At 73.1% G+C, this 22468-nt stretch carries 22 protein-coding genes; 11 read left to right on the top strand and 11 right to left on the bottom strand.

Going from position 1 to position 22468, the window contains the following annotated elements:
• Positions 1–153: 153 nt before the first annotated feature.
• On the bottom strand, positions 154–1065 hold the full coding sequence (locus H7344_RS00370; protein WP_186344054.1) for a hypothetical protein: 912 nt from the start codon (positions 1063–1065) through the stop codon (positions 154–156).
• 50 nt (positions 1066–1115) lie between these two features.
• Positions 1116–1721, bottom strand: a complete 606-nt coding sequence (locus H7344_RS00365; protein ID WP_186344053.1) for a TetR/AcrR family transcriptional regulator — start codon at positions 1719–1721, stop codon at positions 1116–1118.
• Between the two features lie 73 nt (positions 1722–1794).
• Here H7344_RS00365 and H7344_RS00360 point away from each other — a divergent pair, with 73 nt between their 5' ends.
• The gene (locus H7344_RS00360; protein WP_186344052.1) at positions 1795–3009 is read left to right on the top strand and encodes an oxygenase MpaB family protein; all 1215 of its coding nucleotides are present in this window, start codon (positions 1795–1797) and stop codon (positions 3007–3009) included.
• Between the two features lie 112 nt (positions 3010–3121).
• Here H7344_RS00360 and H7344_RS00355 read toward each other — a convergent pair whose 3' ends face one another.
• From H7344_RS00355 to H7344_RS00340, 4 genes are read right to left on the bottom strand one after another with little or no spacing between them, the layout of a single operon-like run.
• Positions 3122–3793 (bottom strand): response regulator, encoded by a 672-nt coding sequence (locus H7344_RS00355; protein WP_186344051.1) that lies wholly within the window; start codon positions 3791–3793, stop codon positions 3122–3124.
• Positions 3790–4320 (bottom strand): flavin reductase family protein, encoded by a 531-nt coding sequence (locus H7344_RS00350; protein ID WP_186344050.1) that lies wholly within the window; start codon positions 4318–4320, stop codon positions 3790–3792. Before H7344_RS00350 ends, H7344_RS00355 begins: the two co-directional genes overlap by 4 nt.
• A gap of 11 nt (positions 4321–4331) precedes the next feature.
• Complete coding sequence (macS, locus tag H7344_RS00345; protein WP_186344579.1) at positions 4332–5450, bottom strand: MacS family sensor histidine kinase; 1119 nt, start codon at positions 5448–5450, stop codon at positions 4332–4334.
• Between the two features lie 41 nt (positions 5451–5491).
• Entirely contained in the window at positions 5492–6229 is a 738-nt protein-coding gene (locus H7344_RS00340) for a lysophospholipid acyltransferase family protein (RefSeq protein WP_186344049.1), read from the bottom strand.
• A 58-nt stretch (positions 6230–6287) separates the two neighbouring features.
• Between H7344_RS00340 and H7344_RS00335 the strand changes: the two genes are divergently transcribed.
• On the top strand, positions 6288–7058 hold the full coding sequence (locus tag H7344_RS00335) for an alpha/beta hydrolase (RefSeq protein WP_186344048.1): 771 nt from the start codon (positions 6288–6290) through the stop codon (positions 7056–7058).
• Positions 7059–7068: 10 nt separating this feature from the next.
• Entirely contained in the window at positions 7069–7503 is a 435-nt protein-coding gene (locus H7344_RS00330; RefSeq protein WP_186344047.1) for a hypothetical protein, read from the top strand.
• A gap of 9 nt (positions 7504–7512) precedes the next feature.
• Here H7344_RS00330 and H7344_RS00325 read toward each other — a convergent pair whose 3' ends face one another.
• Genes H7344_RS00325 through H7344_RS00305 form a run of 5 tightly spaced genes read right to left on the bottom strand, consistent with a single transcriptional unit; the run spans position 7513 to position 11539 of the window.
• Positions 7513–8460 carry an ROK family protein gene (locus tag H7344_RS00325; protein ID WP_186344046.1) on the bottom strand — a complete coding sequence of 316 codons (948 nt, stop codon included), beginning with the start codon at positions 8458–8460 and terminating at the stop codon, positions 7513–7515.
• Positions 8461–8476: 16 nt separating this feature from the next.
• Positions 8477–9418, bottom strand: a complete 942-nt coding sequence (locus H7344_RS00320; protein ID WP_186344045.1) for an ROK family glucokinase — start codon at positions 9416–9418, stop codon at positions 8477–8479.
• Entirely contained in the window at positions 9415–9906 is a 492-nt protein-coding gene (locus tag H7344_RS00315; RefSeq protein ID WP_186344044.1) for a hypothetical protein, read from the bottom strand. Before H7344_RS00315 ends, H7344_RS00320 begins: the two co-directional genes overlap by 4 nt.
• Entirely contained in the window at positions 9903–11096 is a 1194-nt protein-coding gene (locus H7344_RS00310) for an ArsA family ATPase (protein ID WP_186344043.1), read from the bottom strand. Before H7344_RS00310 ends, H7344_RS00315 begins: the two co-directional genes overlap by 4 nt.
• An 8-nt stretch (positions 11097–11104) precedes the next feature.
• Positions 11105–11539, bottom strand: coding sequence for an SRPBCC family protein (locus H7344_RS00305; RefSeq protein WP_166189816.1), 435 nt, complete (start codon positions 11537–11539; stop codon positions 11105–11107).
• 164 nt (positions 11540–11703) lie between these two features.
• On the opposite strand from H7344_RS00305, the gene H7344_RS00300 reads away from it, so the two are divergent.
• The 8 genes from H7344_RS00300 to H7344_RS00265 all read left to right on the top strand — a co-directional run bounded on the left by H7344_RS00300 (position 11704) and on the right by H7344_RS00265 (position 22294).
• On the top strand, positions 11704–13494 hold the full coding sequence (locus H7344_RS00300) for an AMP-dependent synthetase/ligase (protein WP_186344042.1): 1791 nt from the start codon (positions 11704–11706) through the stop codon (positions 13492–13494).
• Between the two features lie 301 nt (positions 13495–13795).
• Positions 13796–14536 (top strand): Flp pilus assembly protein CpaB, encoded by a 741-nt coding sequence (gene cpaB, locus H7344_RS00295; RefSeq protein ID WP_186344041.1) that lies wholly within the window; start codon positions 13796–13798, stop codon positions 14534–14536.
• A gap of 4 nt (positions 14537–14540) precedes the next feature.
• Positions 14541–15737 carry an AAA family ATPase gene (locus H7344_RS00290; RefSeq protein ID WP_186344040.1) on the top strand — a complete coding sequence of 399 codons (1197 nt, stop codon included), beginning with the start codon at positions 14541–14543 and terminating at the stop codon, positions 15735–15737.
• A 4-nt stretch (positions 15738–15741) separates the two neighbouring features.
• Positions 15742–17244 (top strand): CpaF family protein, encoded by a 1503-nt coding sequence (locus H7344_RS00285; RefSeq protein WP_229706839.1) that lies wholly within the window; start codon positions 15742–15744, stop codon positions 17242–17244.
• Entirely contained in the window at positions 17244–19145 is a 1902-nt protein-coding gene (locus tag H7344_RS00280) for a type II secretion system F family protein (RefSeq protein WP_186344039.1), read from the top strand. Before H7344_RS00285 ends, H7344_RS00280 begins: the two co-directional genes overlap by 1 nt.
• A gap of 1 nt (position 19146) precedes the next feature.
• Positions 19147–20073 carry a type II secretion system F family protein gene (locus H7344_RS00275; RefSeq protein WP_186344038.1) on the top strand — a complete coding sequence of 309 codons (927 nt, stop codon included), beginning with the start codon at positions 19147–19149 and terminating at the stop codon, positions 20071–20073.
• Positions 20070–21644: a sensor histidine kinase gene (locus tag H7344_RS00270; protein WP_186344037.1), complete on the top strand. Its 1575-nt coding sequence runs from the start codon at positions 20070–20072 to the stop codon at positions 21642–21644. Before H7344_RS00275 ends, H7344_RS00270 begins: the two co-directional genes overlap by 4 nt.
• Positions 21641–22294 carry a response regulator transcription factor gene (locus H7344_RS00265; protein WP_186344036.1) on the top strand — a complete coding sequence of 218 codons (654 nt, stop codon included), beginning with the start codon at positions 21641–21643 and terminating at the stop codon, positions 22292–22294. Before H7344_RS00270 ends, H7344_RS00265 begins: the two co-directional genes overlap by 4 nt.
• The last annotated feature ends 174 nt before the right edge of the window (positions 22295–22468 follow it).

Genomic DNA, 22468 nt, shown 5'->3' with positions numbered 1-22468 from the left:
GCCTCGCCTTGGCTGTCCACAGGTTGGCGCCCACCGCCGGCATAGTCCGTGACGTTTGGCAGGTGATTTCGGCCGATCCCCCTGCCGAACGTCACGGACTACCCCGCCAGTGACGTCGGGTTGTGGAGCACAGTCGCTCCCGCCGGACCGTTACTACCCCGACAGCTTGTCGAGGGCGGCCCGGGCGGCGTCGCGGGCGCGAGTGAGGTCGGCGACGGAGGACTGCGCCTCGTCGCGGGCGTCCTCGGCCTCGGCGAGCTCCTCGTCGAGGGCGTCGTGCTCCTCCTCGAGCGCGGCGATCCGGGCACGGAGCTCCTCGATCTCCGCCTGGAGCTGGAGCCCGCGGGCCTCGAGCCGGGAGACCTCCTCGCCGGCCGCGTCGAGCTCCCCCTGCGCGTCCTCGAGCTCGGACTCGGCCGCGGAGAGCTTCTCCTCGGCGGCGCGGCGCACCTTCGCATCGGCCTCCGGGTCGGGGACGACCTCGAGCTTCGGCCGCTTCGGGAGCTCTGCCACGGGCTCGCGCGGAGCTGCGGAGAAGCCGAGCGCCTCGGGCAGGGCCACGGCCGCGCCTGCGTCGACGTCGTCCACGCCGGTCGCCTCGATCGATGCGACGAGCAGCCCGCTGCGCACGGCCTTCGCGCAACCCTCGTCGACCATCGCCGCGGTGAGCGTCGCCTCGACCTGGTCGGCGACCGCGTCGGTGACGCGCAGTCCGCGCTCCTTCGCGACCGCGCGGGCCTGGCTGGTGACCGCCGCGGTGAGCTGGCGGCGCTGCCGGGTGAGCGCCCGGAGCTCCTCGCCGGACATCGAGGCCTGCGCTTCCCTGAGCGCCGCGCCCACGGCCAGCACCTGCTCGACCTGCTCGGTCTCGTGGCGCACCAGCAGGTTGACCACCCAGGCCGCCGTCGACGGCTTGCGCAGCGCCTTGACCGGCTTGACCAGCTCGGCGAGGTCGGTGCCCTTGAGCTCCTTCGCCCGGGCGTCGCGGGCCGGGGTGAAGTCGGCGAGGTCCAGCGCGTAGAGCTCGTCGGCGATCGCGAGCAGCTCCCCCGTCGCGTCGGCCATGACGGGAACCTACCCACCCGGCCGGGCCGACCGCCGGCCAGGAGCGCCGGTCAGGAGCGCAGCCCGGCCACCAGCATCGACGTCGCGACGTCCACCAGCGCCGCCCGGTCCGAGCCCGGCGGGCGGAAGAGCGCGATGCGCAGCGCGGTTGCGACGACGACGCCCATGGTCATGAAGACGAGCGCCTCGAGCCGTTCGGGAGGTACGTCGGGCAGGTGGCGGCGCGGGATCACCGCGGCGAGCTGGAAGAGGTCGCGCTCGATCTCGGGCAGGACGTTGGCGTGGCTGCCGCCGGGCTGGGCGTCCACCATCGCGAGCACCACGGGCCCGTGCCGCTCGAAGCCGTCGACCAACGTGGTGACGATCTCGCGGACGGCGTCCTCGAGGTCGAGGTCCAGCGCGCGGACCACCGCCTCCCGCAGGTCACGGTCGACGGCGGCGACGGCCTCGTCGCGCAGCGCGGTGATGATCTCGGCCTTGTCGTTGAAGTACCGGTAGAACGTGCCGGTCGACACGTGCGCCCGCTCGACGATCGCCGTGGTGGTCAGCCGCTCCGCGCCGCGCTCCTCGAGAAGGTGAAGCGCGGCGTCGAGCAGGGTCCGCCGCATCGCGACGGCTCGCTGCTGCGTCGGACGGATCCGCTGCTTCTGCGCCATGCGGCGTACTCCTGACCGGACGTCCCGAGAAGTGAATAGAAGGTGAGACATCCTCACTTCTAGGCTCGGTCGCATGCAAGCGACGGACACCGAGCGGCCGATCCCCACCACCCTGCGCCACGCCGAGCTCGCGGAGCAGCGCTACCCCGGGCTGGCGCCGACGTACGTCGCCGCGATGTGGGACGGCGACCCGCTGGCCGACGCCTTCGTCGCCGACCTCGACCGGGTCGGCCACGGCAAGGGGATGCGGATGCTGCGGACCGCGTGCCGGCAGGGCATCGACGCCGTGCCGGACGCGCCCGAGTCGCTGCGGGCGCTCTTCGTCCAGCTCGACGCGACGCCCGACTGGGTGGACCTCGACGCCCTCGACCGGGACACCGTCCACCTCGGCCGCTACACCCGGCAGGCGGGGATCGTGCTCGGAGCGGCGTCCCTGGTGAGCGGCTACGCCAACTCCGCCGCCTCCCGCCCGTTGGAGATGACCGGCCGCTACATCGAGAACGCCGGCATGCGCACCATCGAGGTCGCCTCCTGGCTGGTCGCGGCCAACAAGCAGGGCGGCCTGGGGCGGTTCGAGGAGGGCTTCGAGCTGACCGTGCGGGTGCGGATCATCCACGCGCTGGTGCGGCAGGCGCTGCTGCGCGACGACCGATGGGACCTCGCCGCCTGGGGCGTGCCGATCTGCCAGTCCTACCTCGCCTACACGCTCATCGAGTTCTGCCTCATCCCGCTGCGCGGCATGCGCGCGATCGGAGCGCCGTACCGGTCGCACGAGCAGGCGGCGTACTACGCCCGCTGGCGCTACATCGGCCACCTGCTCGGCATCGACGAGCGGCTGCTGCCGACCGACGAGGACGAGCAGGAGGCGCTCGAGGGGATCTACCTGCTGACCCGGCCGCCAGTCGACGAGTACTGCCGGGAGCTGGTCGGCGCGATCAACAGCGAGTTCCTCGTGCCGGAGATCGAGCAGCTGGTGCCGGCCCGGCTCCACCCGGTCGCGCCGAAGGTCGTCGCCGCGCTCGAGCGGGTCTTCATCGGCGACGGGATCGCCGACGAGCTCGGGGTGGCCCGCACGCGCCTCAAGCACGTCGTCCGCGCCGCCGGGCCGGTCATCGGCGCCGTCAACGCCACCCTCGACCGGGTCCCGCTCACGCTGGGGCCGCGCACGCGGATGGGCGAGCGCTACCGGGAGGCGCAGGACGCGCGGCTGCGGGCTCGGTACGGCGTGCAGCACGACCTTGTCGATGCCTCCCCCGGTGGCGGCAGGCCGCACCCGGCCCGCGGCTGAGCCGGACATCCCACGGAAGTCCTGCACATCTCGGGGCAGATCTGCCCCGATATGTGCAGGGGTCACCGGTTAACCGGTGACTCCTGCACCCCGCAGCCGGCCGGCGCCCAGGTCAGTCCTCGTCAAGACCTTGCTCGATCGCCCAGCGGGTGAGCTCGACGCGGTTGTGCATCTGCAGCTTGCGCAGGGTGTTCTGCACGTGGTTCTGGACGGTGCGGTGGGAGAGGACGAGCCGCTCGGCGACCTGCTTGTACGACATCCCCTTCGCCACCATCTTGAGCACCTCGGTCTCGCGCTCGGTCAGCTGCGGCTGCATCGGGTCGGTCGAGGCCGCAGGGTCCGCGAGGCGCCGGAACTCGCCGAGCACCAGGCCGGCCAGTCCGGGGGTGAAGACCGTGTCGCCGCGCGCCACGCGACGTACGGCGTCGAGCAGCTCCTCGCGGGACGCGGACTTCACCAGGTAGCCGGTCGCGCCGGCCTTGACCGCCTCGAGCACGTCGGCCTGCTCGCCGGACGCGCTGAGCACGAGCACCCGGGCCGACGGGTCGTGGGCGAGCGCCTCGCGGGTGACGCCGACCCCGTCGGGCTCGGGGATCTGCAGGTCGAGCACCACCACCTGCGGCCGCGCGGCCTTGAACCGCGCCAGCGCCTCCGTGCCGGTCGCCGCGACCGCGACCACGTCGAAGCCGGCCTGCTGGAGGTCGCGCTCGACGGCGTCGCGCCACATCGGGTGGTCGTCGACGACCATCACCCGGATCGCCTGCTCGGCGGTGTCCGCGCTCATCCGGTCCCCCTCTCCTGGGCCAGCCGCAGCCAGCGGCCGCGTCGGTGGCCGAGCGGGTCGACGTCCTCGCCGGCCTCGGCCGTCACCAGCCGGCACGTCACCAGCGCGGACCACCCGACCTCGCGCTCCTCCTCGAGCTCGACACCGGCCCAGGAGGTCGCCGAGGCGAGCCGCGGGCCGTACGCCGTGTCGACGAACGGCGCCTGCCGGAACATCCCGCCCGGCGCCGGAGCGGTGCCGGCGAACATCTCGGCCAGCCCGCGGTCGGCCCAGGCGAGCACCTGCACGACGGCGCGCCCGGTCCGGCGCAGCTCCTCGACCAGGTCGGAGTCGGGGTCGAGCAGCGCGAGCACCCGCGGCGTCTCGCCGTTGGCGACCATCAGCGAGGTGACCGTCAGCCCGGCCCGGCTGCCGTCGTCGCCGGGGTCGCCGCTGGTCCACAGCGTGACGGTGCCGCCGAGGCGACCGCGGAAGCGGCGTACCGGGTCGTCCTCGCCGGCGAACGGATGGGTGTCGTGGATGGTCATCGCGCCCGAGGCTAGCGACGACCGAGGGGGACGACGATCTCCCACTCGGTGCCGAACGAGCCGGTGGACAGGGTGGCCGTGCCCCCGAGGTCGGCGACCCGGCCGCGGATCGACTCGCTGACCCCCAGCCGGCCCTCCGCCGCCGCCTGCTCCAACCGGCCGGCCGGGATGCCGGGGCCCTCGTCGCGCACCGACAGCTCGACCCGGTCCGCGAACGCCTCGAGCAGCACCCAGGCCGGCGCCTGCGGCCCGACGTGGACCGCGACGTTGTCCAGGCACGCGCCGACGACGGCGCACAGCTCGCGCACGACGTCGGCCGGCAGCTCGACCGGGGTGGCCGGTGCGGCGACGGTGACCGCCGCCCGCGACTCCAGCCGGCCCAGCTCGGCGGCGAGATCGAGCACGGCGTCGCCACCGACCTCGCCAGGACGCTCGGCCGTCCGCTCCTGGGTGCGGATCAGCGTCCGCAGCCGCGACTCCTGCTCGCCGGCGAGGCGCCCCAGCTCGGCGGCCTCCCCGCCGAGCTCCGCCCCGCGCCGCTGCACCAGGGACAGCACCTGGAGCACGCCGTCGTGGACGGCTCGCGCCAGCCGGGCCCGCTCGGCGGCCGCTGCGGCGGTGCGCTCGGCGCGGTCGCGCTCGGCGGCCATCTCCTGGAGCGACCCGCACATGAAGCCGACGATCGGCCCGCCGATCACGATGAGGAAGACGTTGCCGTAGTTGGCCTGGGTGATCTCCTCGCGGACCAGCAGGTCGGTCGCCGAGAGCACCACCGCGGCCAGCAACCCGCCCACCCAGCGGTAGCGGACCGCCCAGGCCAGCAACGCACCCGCGACCCAGAAACCGGGCACGGTCGCGTTGAACCCGTCGCCCTTGACCAGCGGCGTCACAGCGAGCAGCGCGACCGCGACGGCGAGGTCCGCCACCAGCAGGCCCACCGTGCGGCGCCGGGGCGCGGCGTACGCCCACACGGCCACGGCGGTCCACGCCACCATCACCACGACGCAGACCACGCCGGCGACCGGGCGCTGGAAGTTGTCGGCGCGGTAGAGGTTGAGCACCACCGCGTTCGCGAGGGTCACCCCGCGCAGGACGGCCAGCGCGCGGAACAGCCGGTCCTCGACGGCCAGGCCGGGGGCCGACGCTCCGCCCGCCGGGTCGGACCGTCGGCTCAGGACGCCTTCTTCTGCTCGCCGGCCTCGCCGCGCTCGGCCCGCTCGGCGCGCTTCGCCTCGGCGTCGGCCTTCTTGGCCTGGGCCGCGTAGGTGTCGACGTACTCCTGGCCGGAGAGCCGCATGATCTCGTACATGATCTCGTCGGTCACCGAGCGCAGGATGTAGCGGTCGTTGCTCATCCCCTCGTAGCGGGAGAAGTCCAAGGGCTTGCCGAAGCGGACCACCGGCCGGGTGAAGGTGCCGAAGGTCTTGCCCGGGGGCGCCACCACGTCGGTGCCGACGACGGCGACCGGGATGACCGGGACGCCGGTCTCCAGGGCCAGGCGCGCGACGCCGGTCTTGCCGCGGTAGAGGCGGCCGTCGTGGCTGCGCGTGCCCTCGGGGTAGATGCCGAACAGCCCGCCCTCGCCGAGGATCCGCTTCGCCGCGGTCAGCGCGCCCTCGGCGGCGCTCGCGCCGCCGCGGTCGATCGGCACCTGGCCGGCGCCGGAGAAGAACTGCTTCTGGAACCAGCCCTTGACGCCGGGCGTCGTGAAGTACTCCGCCTTCGCCACGAACGTCACCCGCCGCGGCAGCGTCAGCGGCATGAACAGCCAGTCGGCGTACGACAGGTGGTTGCTGGCGAGGATCGCCGGCCCCTCCTCGGGGATGTTCTCCGCACCGGTCACCTGCGGGCGGAAGATGACCCGCAGGAACGGACCGAGGGCCACCCACTTGAGGAACCAATAGAACACGCGGCGCACCTTCCACGACCCGGCCCGGACGGGGCAACCCTAGACCTACAGTGCCGCCATGACGATCCACCCGCTGGCCGGCCCGCTCTCCGTCCCCGCCCGCCCCGAGCTGACCGGCGGGCGCCGGATCGCGGTGCTGCTCAGCCACGGCTTCACCGGCCAGCCGGCGTCGATCAAGCCGTGGGGCGAGGCGGTCGCCGAGCAGGGGTACGCCGTCGAGGTGCCGCGGCTGCCCGGGCACGGCACGAGCTGGCAGGACTGCAACACCACCACGTGGGACGACTGGTACGCCGAGCTGTCGCGCGTCTTCGCCGACCTGCGACGCGACCACGACGCGGTGGTCGTCGGCGGGCTGTCGATGGGCGGGGCGCTGACCCTGCGGCTCGGCGCCGACCACGGGGACGCCGTGGCCGGGGTCGTGGTCGTCAACCCGGCGCTGGCCACCGCCCGCAAGGACGTCAAGCTGCTGCCGGTGCTCAAGCACCTGGTCGGGTCCTTCCCGGGCATCGCCAACGACATCAAGAAGGCCGGCGTGGAGGAGCACGGCTACACCCGCACCCCGCTCAAGGCGGCCCACTCGATGTTCCGCGCATGGCCGCTGCTGGCCGCCGACCTGCCGCGGGTCACCGCGCCGCTGCTGTACCTCCGCTCGACCGTCGACCATGTCGTCGACGAGCTCACCCAGCCGCTGGTCGTGTCCCGGGTCGGCTCGCGCGACGTCACCGAGGTGTCGCTGCCCGAGAGCTATCACGTCGCCACGCTCGACAACGACCTCCCGACCATCGTCGAGGAGACCGTGGCGTTCGTGAAGCGTGTGACCGCCGCGTAGCCTCGTCCTCGTGCAGCGCGACGACGAGGACGACGTCTGGCGCGCGATCGTCGAGAACTACGGCGAGCGGCCCACGCTCGACGACGACCCGCCCGCCGAGCCGGTCGCCGAGCCCGTCGTCGAGCCGGTCGCAGGGCCCGCGCCGCCGGCGTACGCCGTGCCGTTGCCGGAGGAGCCCGACAGCGACCTCGCCCGCTCCGACGAGGAGCGGTTCGTCCCGCCGTCCCCGCCCCCGGTGCCTCGCCCGCGGGGTCTCCGCGGTGCCGCCTGGGTCGGCGTCTTCGGCGGCCCGGCCGCCCTGCTGGTGGCGCTGGTGCTCGGCGTCGGCCTGCCGCGCTTCGTCAGCCTGGTGCTCGTCGCGGCGTTCGTCGTCGGCTTCCTGTACCTCGTCCTCCAGATGCCCCGCGGCCCGCGCGACCCCTGGGACGACGGCGCCCAGGTCTGACCCCGCGGGTCAGGCGGTGGCGCCGCGCACGAGGAGCGCTCCGCCGACGATGCCGGCGTGGGGGCCGAAGCGGGCGGGGACGATGGCCGGGACGGCGCGGTGGGCGGCGCCGACGAGCGACCGCCCGAGAGCGCGGCGGGCGGGCTCGAGGAGGAGGTCGGCGGCGGCGGAGACGCCGCCGCCGATGACGACGAGGTCGGGATCGAGCGCGGCGACGAGGTTGGCGACGCCGACGCCCAACCAGTCCCCGACCGACGCGAACGCCTCGAGCGCGACGGGGTCGCCCTGCTCGGCGGCCGCGGTGACCATCGGCCCGGTCAGCGCCGAGGGGTCCCCGTCGCAGAGCGCCTCGAGCAGCGTCGGCTCGAGGCCGACCCGGGCGCGGGCGTGGCGGACGAGGGCGTTCCCGCTGGCGTACTGCTCCCAGCACCCGGCGCCGCCGCACTCGCACGAGCGCCCGTCGGGGACGACCTGGGCGTGGCCGAACTCGCCGGCCATCCCGTTCCGCCCGCGGCGGACCCGACCGTCCAGCACGACCGCGCCGCCGATGCCCGTACCCATGGTGACGAGCAGGAAGTCCGGGACACCTCGGCCGGCGCCCAGCGTGGCCTCCGCCAGCGCGGCGCAGTTGGCGTCGTTGTCGAGCGCGACCCGCGCGCCCCACCGGTCCTCGAGGCGGGCGCGGACGTCCTCGCCCTGCCAGGGCAGGTGCGGCGCGAACATCACCCGCTCCCCCGCGGCGTCCACGAAGCCCGCCGCCGCCAGTCCGACGCCGTCGACCCGACGACCGTCGGCGACCTCGGCGACGGCCTCGGTCAGCGCCTGCTCGACCAGCGCGGCGTCGACCCGTCGGCCGGGCGTGGAGCGTCGGGCGGTACGCCGCACGGTGCCGTCGGCGTCGACCTCGCCGGCGAGCACCTTGGTGCCGCCGACGTCCACGCCGATGTGCAGGGTCACCGCGGGAGACGCCGGCTCAGCGGCGGGCGAGGTCGGCGGCGCCGATGAGGCCCGCGCGGTTGCCCAGCGTGGCGCGACGGATCTCGAGCGTCGGCCGGTGGCCCCGCGCGGGCAGCTCGGCGACGAAAGCGGTCCGGATCGGGCCGAGGAGCAGCTCGCCGGCCTCGCTGACGCCGCCGCCGATGACGACCACGGCCGGGTCGAGCACGGCCGTGAGCGAGGCGATGCCCTCGCCGAGCCAGCGGCCGAGCTCCGCGAGCCGGCCGACCGAGAACGGGTCGCCCGCCCGGGCGGACTCGGTGATGAGCGGCCCGGTGATGCCCAGCGGGTCACCGCCGGCGCGGGCGAGCAGCGCGCGGGCCTCCGGGGTGCCCCGGACCGCCTCGGCGCGCGCGTCGCGGACGAGCGCCGACCCGCTGGCGTACTGCTCGAAGCACCCCCGGTTGCCGCACCCGCAGCGGATGCCGTCGGGCACGACCCGCATGTGGCCGATCTCCGCGCCGGCGCCGAACGCACCGCGGTGCAGGAGCCCGTCGAGGACGATGCCACCGCCGATCCCGGTGCCGACGGTGACCAGCAGCAGGTCGTCGACGTCGTGGCCGGCGCCGAAGGCGAACTCGCCCCACGCCGCGGCGTTCGCGTCGTTCTCCACCACGACCGGGAGCTGGACGCGCTGCTCGAGCTCGGCCTTGAGGGGTACGTCCCGCCAGGCGATGTTCGGCGCGAACATGACGACTGCGCGGGCCTTGTCGACGTAGCCCGCCGCCCCGACACCGACGGCCGTGATCTCGTGGCGGGTGCGCAGCTCGGTGACGAGCCCGGCGATCGCGTCCTCGATCGCCTCGGCGTCGGTCGCGGGCGACTCGACCTTCAGCTCCTCCAGGACCGTGCCCTGCTCGTCCACCACGCCGCCGGCGATCTTCGTCCCGCCGACGTCCACCCCACACGTGAGCGTCATCCCTCGTCCTCCGGCCAGTCGTCGACCCCGTCGTCGGGGTCCAGGTCGATCCGTTCCACACCGGGACCGTCCGGCTGCTGCCGGTCCTGCGGCACCGCGGTCGCCATCGCCTCCGCGGCCGCCTGCAGCAGCGAGGACGCCGCCGCGGTCAGGTGCGCGCGCACCTCCGGGCTGGTCCGGCGCACGGCGTGCACCGCGCGGCAGACGGGGCACCAGGTGCACTCGGGTGCACCGGTCGCGGGGTGCTCCTCCGCGCCCTGGGCGGCCGCGGCGGCATGCGCCGCGAAGCCCCCGAGCCCGGCGCCGAGCCCTCCGAGGCCGCTGCCCTGGTCCTGCGCCCAGTCGCCCAGGGCGCCGAAGAGCTTCGCGGCCTCCTCGGCGACGCTGCCCACCTCGTCATGATGCTCGTGCGGCTCGTGCGGCTCGTGCGGCTCGTGCGGCTCGTGCTGACCGGGCCGCTCGCTCGGGTGCTCGTGCTCGTCGCTCATGCGCTCTCCCCCTGGGCCCGGCTGGGCCGCGCCTCGCGGAAGCGGACCTGCAGCTCCCCGTCCTCGACCCGGGCGCCGGCGACCTCGAGCCGCACCAGGCCGGCGGGCAGGGTCACCACGCGGCGGTAGGCGCCGACGGTGACGACCAGCTCGTCGTGCTTGCGGGCCAGGTCGACGTCGGACCGGCCCACCAGCGGCAGCCGCAGCCGCAGCACCGTGGCGTCGCCGGAGCGCGTCACGCGGAAGGGGCCGTCGCCGGCCGGCACCGCGAGCGGGTCGTCGGCGGCGTACACGTCCGAGGCGAGGTCGCGCAGGGCGGCGACCCCGACCGGCTCGGCCGGGCGGTACTCCGAGCGCCACACCGGCAGCCCGACGAACGACTCCTCGACCTCGGCCAGCACCTGCTGCTGCGCGTCGACCCAGCCGGCGCGCCAGTCGTCGGCATCGGCGTGCGGGAAGACGCGGTTGGCGACGACGCCGTCCACGCGGTAGCCGTAGAGCGAGAGGGTGGTCCAGCTGCGGCGGGCCTCGGCGACGACGACGTTCTCCGGGGTGAGCACCAGCCGGACGCTCGCGTCGGGTCCCTGCAGCAGCGCGCAGACCTCGTCGAGCTCCGCGTGCAGCCGCTCGACCGCCTCGAAGACCGAGCCGCCGGGCATCGGCACGCCGGCCGCGCGGCTGAGCACCGGCTTGAACGCCTTGACGACGCGGGCCTGGACGGGGAAGACGCGTTGCATGTACCAGCCGAGCGCCTCGGGCAGCGCGAGCAGCCGCAGGGTCTCCGCGGTCGGCGCGCAGTCGACCACGACGACGTCCCAGGCACCGGAAAGGACCTGGAGCCGCAGCTCGAGCAGCGCCAGGACCTCCTCGGCGCCGGGCAGGACGGTCAGCTCCTCGGCGGCGAGCCGGTCGACGCCGGCGCTGTCGAGGACGGAGAGCAGGTAGCCCTGGACCTCGGCCCAGGACTGCTGGAAGCGCAGCTGCGCGTCGACCTGCTGCACGAAGAGCCGGTCGGCCACCTCGGTCGGTTCAGGGCCGACCTCGACCCCGAACGCGTCGCCCAGCGAGTGGGCCGCGTCGGTCGAGAGCAGCAGCGTGCGGTGGCCTGCGGCGGCCGCGAGCGCCGCCGTACCGGAGGCGACCGTGGACTTGCCGACGCCGCCCTTGCCGGTCAGGAGGAGGATGCGCATCCGTCGCGTCAGAGCGACTCGACGCGCTTCTTCAAGCCCTTCAGCGCCGTGTCGATGAGGATCTTCTCGCCCTTGCGCTTGAGCATGCCGATGAGCGGGATGGAGACGTCGAGGGCCAGCCGGTAGGTCACCTCGGTCGAGCCGCCGAGGTCGCGCAGGACGTAGGCGCCGTCGAGGGCGCGCAGCATCTTGCCCTCCACCAGGGTCCAGGTGACCTGACGGTCGCCGTCCCAGGTGTACTCCAGCGTGTACTCGTCCTTGATCGGCGCGACGTCGAGCACGAAGAAGACCCGCTCGGCGCGCCCGTCGTCGTAGGTCGAGAGGACGTCGGCGGTCTGCATGCCCTTGGCCCAGGCGGGGTACGCCGGGAAGTCCGCGATCACCGCCATCACCTCGGCCGGGGCGGCGTCGACGGTGATCGACGACGTGGTCTGTTCGGCCATGGCGGGGACTCCTGGGAGACAGCGGGAGACACGGACGGGAGGCAGGGTCGTGCGGGTGGACCGGTGCCGGAGCCTACCGGATGGGAACGGCCCGAGAAGGCGGCGGTAACCTGCGACGCGGCGTCCGACCGGGCGTCCGTGCCGACGTGTCCGGAGGAGCAAGCGTGCGGGAGTTCTCCACGCCCCTGACGATCGAGGTCCCGGCCACGGGCAACCTCACCGACGACGTGGTGAGGAACGCCCAGGAGGCGCCCGACGCGGTCGTGTTCAGCCGGCCCAGCGGGGACGGCGGCTGGGGCGACGTCACCGCGGCGGAGTTCCTCGCGGAGGTGACCGCGGTCGCCAAGGGCCTGGTCGCGGCGGGGATCGAGACCGGCGACCGCGTCGCGCTGATCTCCAAGACGCGCTACGAGTGGACGCTGCTCGACTACGCCATCTGGTTCGCCGGCGCCGTGACGGTGCCGATCTACGAGACCTCCTCGGCCGAGCAGATCGGGTGGATCCTGCGCGACAGCGGCGCCCGCGCGGTCGTCGCCGAGACCACCGACCACGTCGCCCGGGTCACCGAGGTCCGCGCCGGCCTCGACTCGCTCAACCACGTGTGGTCGCTGACCGACAACGCGGTCGACGTGCTCGGCCGGCTCGGCGCCGACATCGCCGACGCGGACCTCGAGGCGCGGCGTACGACGGCGACGCCGCTCGACCTCGCCACGCTGATCTACACCTCCGGCACGACGGGGCGGCCCAAGGGCTGCATGCTCACGCACGGCAACTTCATGTTCGAGCTGGGCGTGGCCGTCGACGAGCTCGAGCGGCTCTTCGAGGCCGAGGGCGCCTCGACGCTGCTGTTCCTGCCACTGGCGCACGTGTTCGCGCGGATCATCCAGGTCGGCTGCGTGAAGTCGCGGACCCGCCTGGGCCACTCCCCCGACATCAAGAACCTCCTGCCGGACCTGCAGACCTTCCGCCCGACGTTCATCCTCGCGGTGCCGCGGGTCTTCGAGAAGGTCTTCAACACCGCCTCGCAGAAGGCGACCGCCGACGGCCGCGGCAAGATCTTCGACCGCGCCGCCGACGTCGCCATCGCCTGGTCCCGCGGGCTCGACAAGGGCCGTCCGTCGCTGGCCGTGCGGGCCCAGCACGCGCTGTTCTCCAAGCTGGTCTACGGCAAGCTGCTCGACGCGCTCGGCGGGAACTGCCAGTTCGCGGTCTCCGGCGGCGCGCCGCTCGGCGAGCGCCTGGGCCACTTCTACCGGGGCATCGGCCTGACCGTGCTCGAGGGCTACGGCCTCACCGAGACCACCGCCGCGCTGACCGTCAACCTCCCGGACGCGCAGAAGGTCGGCTCTGTCGGCCGGCCGCTGCCGGGCACCGCCGTCCGCGTCGCCGACGACGGCGAGCTGCTCTTCCGCGGCGGCCAGGTCTTCGCCGGCTACTGGGAGAACGAGGACGCCAGCCGCGAGGCGCTCGAGGCCGACGGCTGGTTCCACACCGGCGACGTCGGCGAGGTCGACGACGAGGGCTTTGTCAAGATCACCGGTCGCAAGAAGGAGATCATCGTGACCGCCGGCGGCAAGAACGTCGCCCCGGCCGTGCTCGAGGACCGGCTTCGCGCGCACGCCTTGGTCGACCAGTGCATCGTCGTCGGCGACGGGCAGCCGTTCATCGCCGCGCTCGTCACCCTCGACCGCGAGTCGCTGCCGACCTGGGCCGAGGCGCACGGCAAGCCCACCGACCTCTACCGCCTCGTCGACGACCCCGACCTGCGCGCCGAGATCGAGGCGGCCGTCGGGGACGCCAACAAGGCGGTCTCCAAGGCCGAGTCGATCCGCAAGTTCCGCATCCTCGCCGACGAGTGGACCGAGGAGGGCGGCCAGCTCACCCCGAGCCTCAAGCTCAAGCGGAACGTCGTCATGCGCGAGGCCCGCGCCGAGGTGGACGCGCTCTACTCCTGACCCGGCGCTTCCCGCCGGTCGAGCAGCGGTGCGGGCTGGCGCACCCTCCTCCTGGTCGGCCGGGATGGCCCGTCCGGGCCATGCGCGAGACGCTCCCGGACACACCTGCGGCGGAGCGCCACACCCCGGCGGGTGACCAGGCCGCCGATTGACCGGTTTCGCCGCGCCGAGGTGGTCGGGACGCCTAGCATCGTGCTCCGGTGCAGCCGACTCGGGAGGGAGCCGGCTGTGCCCGCATGGGACAACGCTGGACCGTCGGAGGGAGCCCCGACGTTCCTCACAGGACGGAAAGGTTCTGTCGATGGATCGACGAAGAATCCTCCTCATCGCCGCGGCGTTCGTCGCTGCGCTGGGTGCGGTGCTGGTGTTCCTCTACGTGCGAGGAGCCGACGAGCGGGCCGAGGACCGGTTCGCCACCGTCGAGGTGCTGCGCGCGACCGCGCCGATCGCCAAGGGCGAGAAGATCGAGGACGCGCTGGCCGCGGGCAAGGTCGCGCTCGAGCCGGTCGTCCAGGACCAGCTGCTCGAGGGGGCCCAGAGCGACACCGCCGCCTTCAACGGGCTGCTCGCGCTGGTGCCGATCTACCCCGGTGAGCAGCTGATCCCCGCCAAGTTCGGCGGTGCCGCGCAGGTCTCCGCCGACACCGGCCTGCAGCTGCAGAAGGGCCAGGTCACCGCCACGGTGAACCTCACCGACACCGCCCGCGTCGCCGGCTTCGTCAACCCCGGCTCGCAGGTCGCCGTCTTCTTCAACGGCTCCGACCCGGGCACGGGCCAGCCGTTCACGCGGCTCCTGCTCCCGAAGGCGACCGTGCTCGCGGTCGGCTCGACCACCCCGGTCTCCACCACGGTCACCGACCAGACCGGCCAGCAGGTCGTCGAGCAGCTCCCCCGCACGCTGATCACCCTGGCGCTCAGCCAGGAGGAGGCCGAACGGGTGATGTTCGCGCAGGGCAACGGCGAGCTCGCGTTCGCCCTCGTCGGCGACGGCACCAACGTCCGCCCCGGCCCTGGCGTGACCAACCAGAACCTGTTCGGGTAGTCCCGTGCCCGTCGCCGTCGATCCCGAGAACGCCGCTCTCACCTCGCTGCTGGCCGGTCTGCCGACCGGTGCCCAGGGGGTGCTGACCGTCGACCGGATGCAGGCGTGGCTCACCCAGCACGGCGACGAGTACGTCGTCGTGCTGGGCCCCCACCTGGCGCTGGCCGACACCGTCGCGGTCTGCGAGACGCTCCGGACGAGCCGGCCCACCCTCAGCGTCGTGCTCGTGCGCGACGAGCTCGACGCGACGACCCTGGCGAGCGCGATGAAGGCCGGTGCCCGCGACGTCGTGGAGACCGGCGACCTGGTCGCGCTCGAGGCCGCGGTCGACCGGGCCTACCAGCTGCACGTCGCCCTGCGCGGCCCCTCGGGCGCCGCGCACGTCGGGCGCGTGGTCACCGTCTTCTCCCCCAAGGGCGGCGTCGGCAAGACCACGATGGCGGTCAACCTCGCCCTCGCGCTGACCGACCAGGGCGCCCGTAAGGTCTGCCTGGTCGACCTCGACCTGGGCTTCGGCGACGTGGCGATCACCATGCAGCTGTTCCCCACGCACTCCATCGAGCAGGCCGTGGGTGCCGAGGACAGCCTCGACGTCGCGATGCTCGACGGCCTCCTGACCCGCCACCAGGAGTCGCTCATGGTGCTGGCGGCGCCCGCGCACCCCGACGTGCGCGAGCGGGTCACGGCGGCGCTCGTCACCCGGATCCTGCGCACGCTGCGCGAGACCTTCGACTACGTCGTCGTCGACACCGCACCCGCCTTCGACGAGCAGACGCTGACCGCGCTCGACGAGACCGACGAGTGCGTCATCGTCGCGACGCTGGACGTGCCGACGCTCAAGAACGTCAAGGTGGCCCTCGAGACGCTCGAGATGCTCGACATCGCCCGCGGCCACCGCCACCTGCTGCTCAACCGTGCCGACGACGCCGTCGGCATCGGGCCCGACAAGGTCGAGGCCATCCTCGGCATGGGGGTCGCCGCGCAGGTCGAGAGCTCGATCGACATCGCCGCCGCCACCAACGCCGGCACCCCGATCCTGCTGGAGAACCCCGCGCACCAGTCGAGCACCGCCATCCGCGACCTCGCGACCCGCCTCGCGGGCGACACGGTCGCCGCCCCCCGGTCCACCGCCGGCCCCGACGAGGGTGCCGAGCCGGGCACGACCGAGAAGTCCGCCCGCCGGTTCCGCATCCGGAGATGACCAGATGAGCTCCCTGTCCGAACGCCTCGCCGCCGCCCGGCGGACCGAGACCCCCGACATCGGCGCCGCCGACGCCGGCGACCCGACCGGCGCGGCTGCCGCCATCGGCACCCTCGACGCGCCCGCCGACCAGCCGGCCGGCGCCGCTGCGGCCGCAGCCGCCGTGAACGCCGCCGCGGCCGCGAGGCGCAAGGCCGACGCCGCGCCACGGCGTACCCTCGGCGCGTCGCAGGTCGACCGCATCGAGGAAATCAAGGGCAACGTGCACGCCGAGCTGCTTCAGCAGCTGGGCCCGCACCTCTACGACGCCGACATGGACCAGGAGGAGCTGGACCAGCGCGTCCGCACCGTCCTCGCCAACGTGCTGTCCTCCCAGGACCGACCGCTCAGCAGCGGCGACCGGGCGCGGGTGACGCAGGAGATCAGCGACGACATCCTCGGCTACGGGCCGATCGAGCCGTTCCTGCGCGACCCGGACGTCTCCGAGGTCATGGTCAACGGGCACAGCTCGATCTGGCTGGAAAAGAACGGCAAGCTCCAGCCGGCCGACGCCCACTTCGTCGACGAGTCGCACCTGCGGCGCACGATCGACAAGATCGTCTCCCGCATCGGCCGCCGGGTCGACGAGTCCAGCCCGATGGTCGACGCCCGCCTCCCCGACGGCAGCCGCGTGAACGCCGTCGTGCCGCCGCTGTCGGTGGACGGCTCGGCGCTGACGATCCGCAAGTTCGCCACCGACCCGCTGACGGCGACCGACCTGGTGTCGTTCGGGTCGCTGACGCCGCAGACGACCGACTTCCTCGAGGCGTGCGTGCGCGGCCGGCTCAACATCATCGTCTCCGGCAGCACCGGCGCCGGCAAGACGACCACGCTCAACGTGCTGTCCTCCTTCATCCCCTCCGATGAGCGGATCGTCACCATCGAGGACGCCGCCGAGCTGCAGCTGAAGCAGGACCACGTCGTCCGGCTGGAGTCGCGGCCGGCCAACATCGAGGGCAAGGGCGCGGTCCACATCCGCGACCTCGTGCGCAACAGCCTGCGCATGCGGCCCGACCGGATCATCGTCGGCGAGGTCCGCGACGCCTCCGCGCTCGACATGCTCCAGGCGATGAACACCGGTCACGACGGCTCGATCTGCACCCTGCACTCCAACGGTCCGCGCGACACGCTCTCGCGCATGGAGACGATGGTCCTCATGGCCGGCATGGACCTGCCCGTGCGCGCGATCCGCGAGCAGGTCGCCTCCGCGGTCGACCTGATCGTCCACCAGACCCGCTTCAAGGACGGCACCCGCCGGATCACCCACCTCACCGAGGTGGAGCGGATGGAGGGCGACGTCATCACGCTGCAGGACATCTTCGTGTTCGACACCTCCGCCGGGTTCGACGCGCAGGGCCGGACGCTCGGCCGGCTGCGCCCGACCGGGCTCCGGCCGAAGTTCCTCGACAAGATGGCCTACGCCAACGTCACCGTCGACCCGATGCTGTTCGCGACGGACCGGATCTGATGCGACGCCTGGTTCTCTCCCTGGTCGCGGTGCTCGCGGTCCTGGTCCCCTCGGCCGCCTTCGGCGCCGACGGGTCGATCACGCACGTCGAGCCGACCGCCGACGGCCTGCAGGTGCTCGTCGCGGTGCCGGAGGGCGCCGAGGTCGACCTCGACGCGGTCACGGTCACCGTCGACGGCGTCGAGACCACCGCGACCGCCGCACCCGCCGAGGCGGCCGCAGCCGTACGGCGTACTGCTGTGCTGGCGATCGACACCAGCAACTCGATGCGCGGCGACCGCTTCGGGTCGGCCAAGGCGGCCGCCCTGACGTTCATCCGCACCGCGCCGACGGACGTCGAGATCGGCATCGTCAGCTTCGCCGGCACCGTCGACGAGGTGCTCGCCCCCACCACCGACCGCGACGCGGCCCGCGAGGTGGTCCGGTCGCTGACCCTGAGCCGGCAGACGTTGCTCCACGACGGCGTGCTCGCCGCGGTCGACCTGGCCGGCGAGGACGGCCAGCGCTCGCTGCTGGTGCTCTCGGACGGCGCGGACACCTCCGACACCCCGTTCGAGGACGTCACCGCCGCCGTCGAGGACTCCGGCGTCATCCTCGACGTCGTCGCGCTCGACCAGGGCGAGGCCGCGCTCGCCGCGCTCCAGGACCTCGCCACGGCCGGCAGCGGCCGGCTGGTCGAGTCGAGCCGGACCGCGCTCGAGGAGGCCTTCTCGCAGGAGGCCGATGCCCTCGCGCGGCAGGTGCTCGTCACCGCCCCGGTCCCGTCCGGCGTCACCGCGTCCGAGGCGACCGTCGAGGTCACGCTGGGCACCCAGGGGGGCAGCGGCGTCGAGCCGGTGGTCGCGGAAGCGTTCACCACCGTGCAGGCCGCGACCGCCGCGCCGGCGTCCACGCCCCCGGTCGTGGAGCAGGACGGCTGGGTGCCCTCGTCCTGGGTGATGTACGCCGGCGTCGGCACGCTCGGCCTCGGCCTGGTCGCGCTCGTCGTGCTGCTCGTGCCGCGCGGCCCCAAGCCGCTGACCGCCGAGGAGCGGCTGTCGCGCTACACCGAGGCCACGACGCCCGGCTCGCCCGGCGGCCCACGCGTCGACGCCGACCAGGCGCTCGCATCGGCGAAGGACGCGGCCGCGGGCGTGCTGCGGCGCAACAAGTCCCTCGACGCCCGGATCACCCACCGGCTCGAGGGCGCCGGCAGCGAGCTGAAGTCGTCGGAGTGGCTGCTCGTCCACGCCGCGATCTTCGTCGTCGCCGGGCTCGTCGGCCTGCTGCTCGGCCGCGGCAACCTCGTGCTCGGGCTGCTGTTCCTCGCGCTCGGCGGGCTCGGCCCCTGGGTCTACCTCGGCATCCGGACCTCGCGGCGGCGCAAGGCGTTCAACTCGTTGCTGCCCGACACCCTGCAGCTGATGTCCGGGTCGCTCGCGGCGGGTCTCTCGCTCGCGCAGTCGGTCGACACGATCGTGCGCGAGGGGGCCGACCCGGTCTCCACCGAGTTCAAGCGGGTCCTGGTCGAGACCCGCCTCGGCGTACCGCTCGAGGACGCGCTGGAGGGGGTCGCCGAGCGCTTCGAGTCGAAGGACTTCGAGTGGGTCGTCATGGCGATCAAGATCCAGCGCCAGGTCGGTGGCAACCTGGCTGAGCTGCTCGACACCGTCGCCGCGACCATGCGCGAGCGGGAGTACCTCCGTCGTCAGGTCGCCGCCCTCGCCGCCGAGGGGAAGCTCTCGGCGTGGGTGCTCGGCTGCCTACCGCCGCTGTTCATGCTGTACCTGTTCTTCTCGCAGCGCGACTACGTCATCGTGATGTTCACCGAGCCGCTCGGCATCCTCATGCTCGTGGGTGCCGCGGTGATCCTGTCCGTCGGTGTGTTCTGGATGAGCAAGCTCGTCAAGGTGGAGGTGTGAGATGACGCTGCTCTTCGTCCTCGGCGTCGTGCTCGTGCTCGTCGCCCTGCTGCTGGTCGGCATGGCGCTGACTCCTGACGCCGGCCAGACCTCCGGCGTGACCCGCTCGCTCGCCGCGATCCAGGCGATCACCTCCGCTCCGAAGGCGCTGCGCGACGAGCTGGACCGGCCCTTCGCGGAGCGGGTGCTCGAGCCGCTCCAGGCCCGGGCGCTGCGGCTGGGCCGGCGGTTGTCCGGCGCGGACTCCGCCGAGCGGATCCGCAAGAAGCTCGACTTCGCGGGCAACCCGCGCGACTGGTCCGTCGACCGGGTCGTCTCCGGCAAGGTCATCGGCGCGGTCTCGCTGACCCTGGTCGCCGGCGCCTTCGCTCTCATGATGGGCGTCACGGTGCCCGTCGCCATCGTCATGCTGCTCGGTGGACTGGTGGTCGGGTTCTTCGTGCCGGACCTGTACCTCTACCAGAAGACCTACGAGCGCACCGAGCGGATGCAGCGCGAGCTCGCCGACGCGATCGACCTGATGACGATCAGCGTGGAGTCCGGGCTCGGCTTCGACGCCGCCGTCCAGCAGGTGGCCCGCAACACCGAGGGCCCGCTCGCCGACGAGTTCTCCCGCGTGCTGCGCGAGATGCAGATCGGGCAGGGCCGGGCGGGTGCACTGCGCGCCCTGGGGGACCGGACCAACGTGCCCGACCTCAAGGCGTTCGTCGGCGCGATGGTGCAGGCCGACTCCTTCGGCATCCCCATCTCGCAGGTCCTGCGCGTGCAATCCGCGGAGATGCGGGTCAAACGTCGTCAGCGCGCCGAGCACAAGGCGCAACAGGTACCTGTCAAGATCACCGTGCCCCTCATCTTCTGCATCCTGCCTTGCTTGTTCATCGCGGTCATGGGGCCCGCGGTGATCAGCATCATGGAGAACATGGGATGACCAACCCGGACCTGCCGTTCGCGCGACTCACCCTCGCCGCACGCGGGTTCGTGCTGCTCTTCCTCTCGATCGCGGCGATCGTCGACCGCAGGGACATGGTCCTGGCCCTGATCGCCATCGGTGCGGTCTGGGCCGTCGTGCAGCTCGCGGAGTTCCGGCCCGGCGTGTCCACCGGCTTCGCCACGACGTTCGACGCCGTGGTGGTCGGGCTGGTCTGCGGGGTCACGGTCGGCGACGCCCTGCCCATCCTGGCTGCGCTGGCCGTCCCTCCGTTCACCGCCGGCCTCCACCGCGGCGCGGTCGGCGTCGCCCTGGCCATGTCGGCCCAGCTGGTCGCCCTCTTCGGCGTCATCACCCTGGCGTCGGACGGTCTCGATCGGGAGCTCTGGATCGGCGTCTTCACCTGGACCGTCACCGGTCTCGGCCTCGGCCTGATCGCCACCTTCCTGCACTCGGCCATCGAGCGGTCCGCCGACCCGCTGGCGCCGTACCACTACGCGCAGACCCTGCTGCGCCAGCTGATCGACCTCTCCGGGGGCCTGAAGTCCGGGCTCGACCCGACTGCGTTGGGCGGCGCCATCGTCAGCTCGGTCCGCGACGAGCTCCCGATCGCTGCCCTGGTCCTCTACGTCCCTCGCGGCGACTCGCTGACCCCGCTAGTCGAGGAGAGCCTGGACGGCGCTCCGTGCAACCAGGACGACGTCGCCTTCGAGGCCTGGGCGCGCGGCGAGGTCGTCGTGCACGACCGGTGCTTCGCGATCCCGCTCGACGACGCGGCAGTCGTCGCCGGCGTGCTGTCGGATCGGCTCGACCCCGGCCGGCTCGACCTGGCGGGCCGGATCCGGCAGCTGCAGCGCCGGCTGGCGCCGAGCGCCGTCCACCTCGACACGGCGCTGTTGTTCTCGTCGTTCCGCGACGCGGCCACGGCCGAGGAGCGCCGTCGGCTCGCCCGCGAGATGCACGACGGCGTCGCCCAGGAGATCGCCTCGCTCGGCTACCTCGTCGACGCCCTCGCGGCGCAGCCCGGTTCGCCCGAGCAGGCCGACCGGATCGCCCTGCTCCGCGACCGCGTGAGCCACGTGGTCGGCGAGGTCCGGCAGTCGGTGCTCACCCTGCGCACCAGCGTGGGCGAGAACGAGAGCCTGGGGGCTGCCATCAGCTCGATCGCGCGGCACCTCAGCGAGGTGTCCGGCGTACCGATCCAGGTCACGCTCGAGGAGCACACCACGCGCCTGCGCCCGGAGGTCGAGGCGGAGCTGTTCCGCATCACCCAGGAGGCGATGAACAACGCGATCAAGCACGCGCACGCCTCGGTCATCGACGTGCACTGCCGGGTGCACGCGCCCCGCGCGATCATCACCGTCTCCGACGACGGCCGGGGCATGCAGCAGGCCCGGTCCGACTCCCACGGTCTCGAGATCATGCGGGAGCGCGCGACGCTCATCGGCGGCCGCCTCAGCATCGACCCCGCGCCCGGCGGTGGTCTGATGGTCACGGTGGCGGTGGGTACCGACCTCGAGCCTTCGTCCGCCGGCGACCAGGCCCTAGATGAGAAGAGAGTGAAGGCATGAGCGACCGACACATCCGCGTGCTCCTCGTCGACGACCACCAGCTGATCCGGGACGGCCTCTCCGGCGTCCTCGACCTCGAGGCCGACATGAGCATCGTCGGAGTGGCGGCCACGGTCGCCGAGGCGCTGGCCAAGTACGACGAGCTCTCCCCCGACGTCGTCGTCACCGACCTGCAGCTGCAGGACGGCACCGGGCTCGACGTCGTCCGGGCCGTGCGGAAGAAGAGCAACGACACCGGCCTGATCATCCTCACGATGCACTCCGGCGACGAGCAGATCTTCGCCGCGATGCAGGCCGGCGCGTCCGGCTTCGTCGGCAAGGACGCTCCGTCGACGGAGGTCGTCAAGGCCGCCCGGCACGCGGCCGTCTCCCCTCGCTCCTTCATCGCCACCGGACTCGTCGGTGCGATGATGCGCCGCCAGTCCGGCGAGTCGACCAAGCTCTCCGACCGTGAGCACGAGGTGCTCCTGCTGCTCGCCGACGGTCTCGGCGCGGCGCAGATCGGCGACAAGCTCTACCTGAGCGAGTCGACCGCCAAGTCGCACATCGCGAAGATCTACCAGAAGCTCGGCGCCGCCAACCGGGCGCAGGCCCTGGTCACCGCCATGCGGATCGGTCTGCTCTCCAGCGTCAAGCCGGCCGACTCCTGAGGGCGTCCTGGCCCGTCTGACCGTGACGGCCGCCGACCGGTGGTAGTCCGTTCGGACTATCGAGCTCGACACGCGATCGGGATTCGCTGACCTGCGGTTTCGGCGAGGATTTCTGTCGTGAGGTTCTTCGGCCTCACGCCGAAGATCCACTCCCCGTCACAGCACTCTTAGGAG

Source organism: Nocardioides deserti (genome assembly GCF_014266025.1).
GTDB lineage: Bacteria > Actinomycetota > Actinomycetes > Propionibacteriales > Nocardioidaceae > Nocardioides > Nocardioides deserti.
The sequence above is the reverse complement of the archived record's forward strand: the minus strand, read 5'-3'. Positions and strand labels throughout refer to the sequence as shown.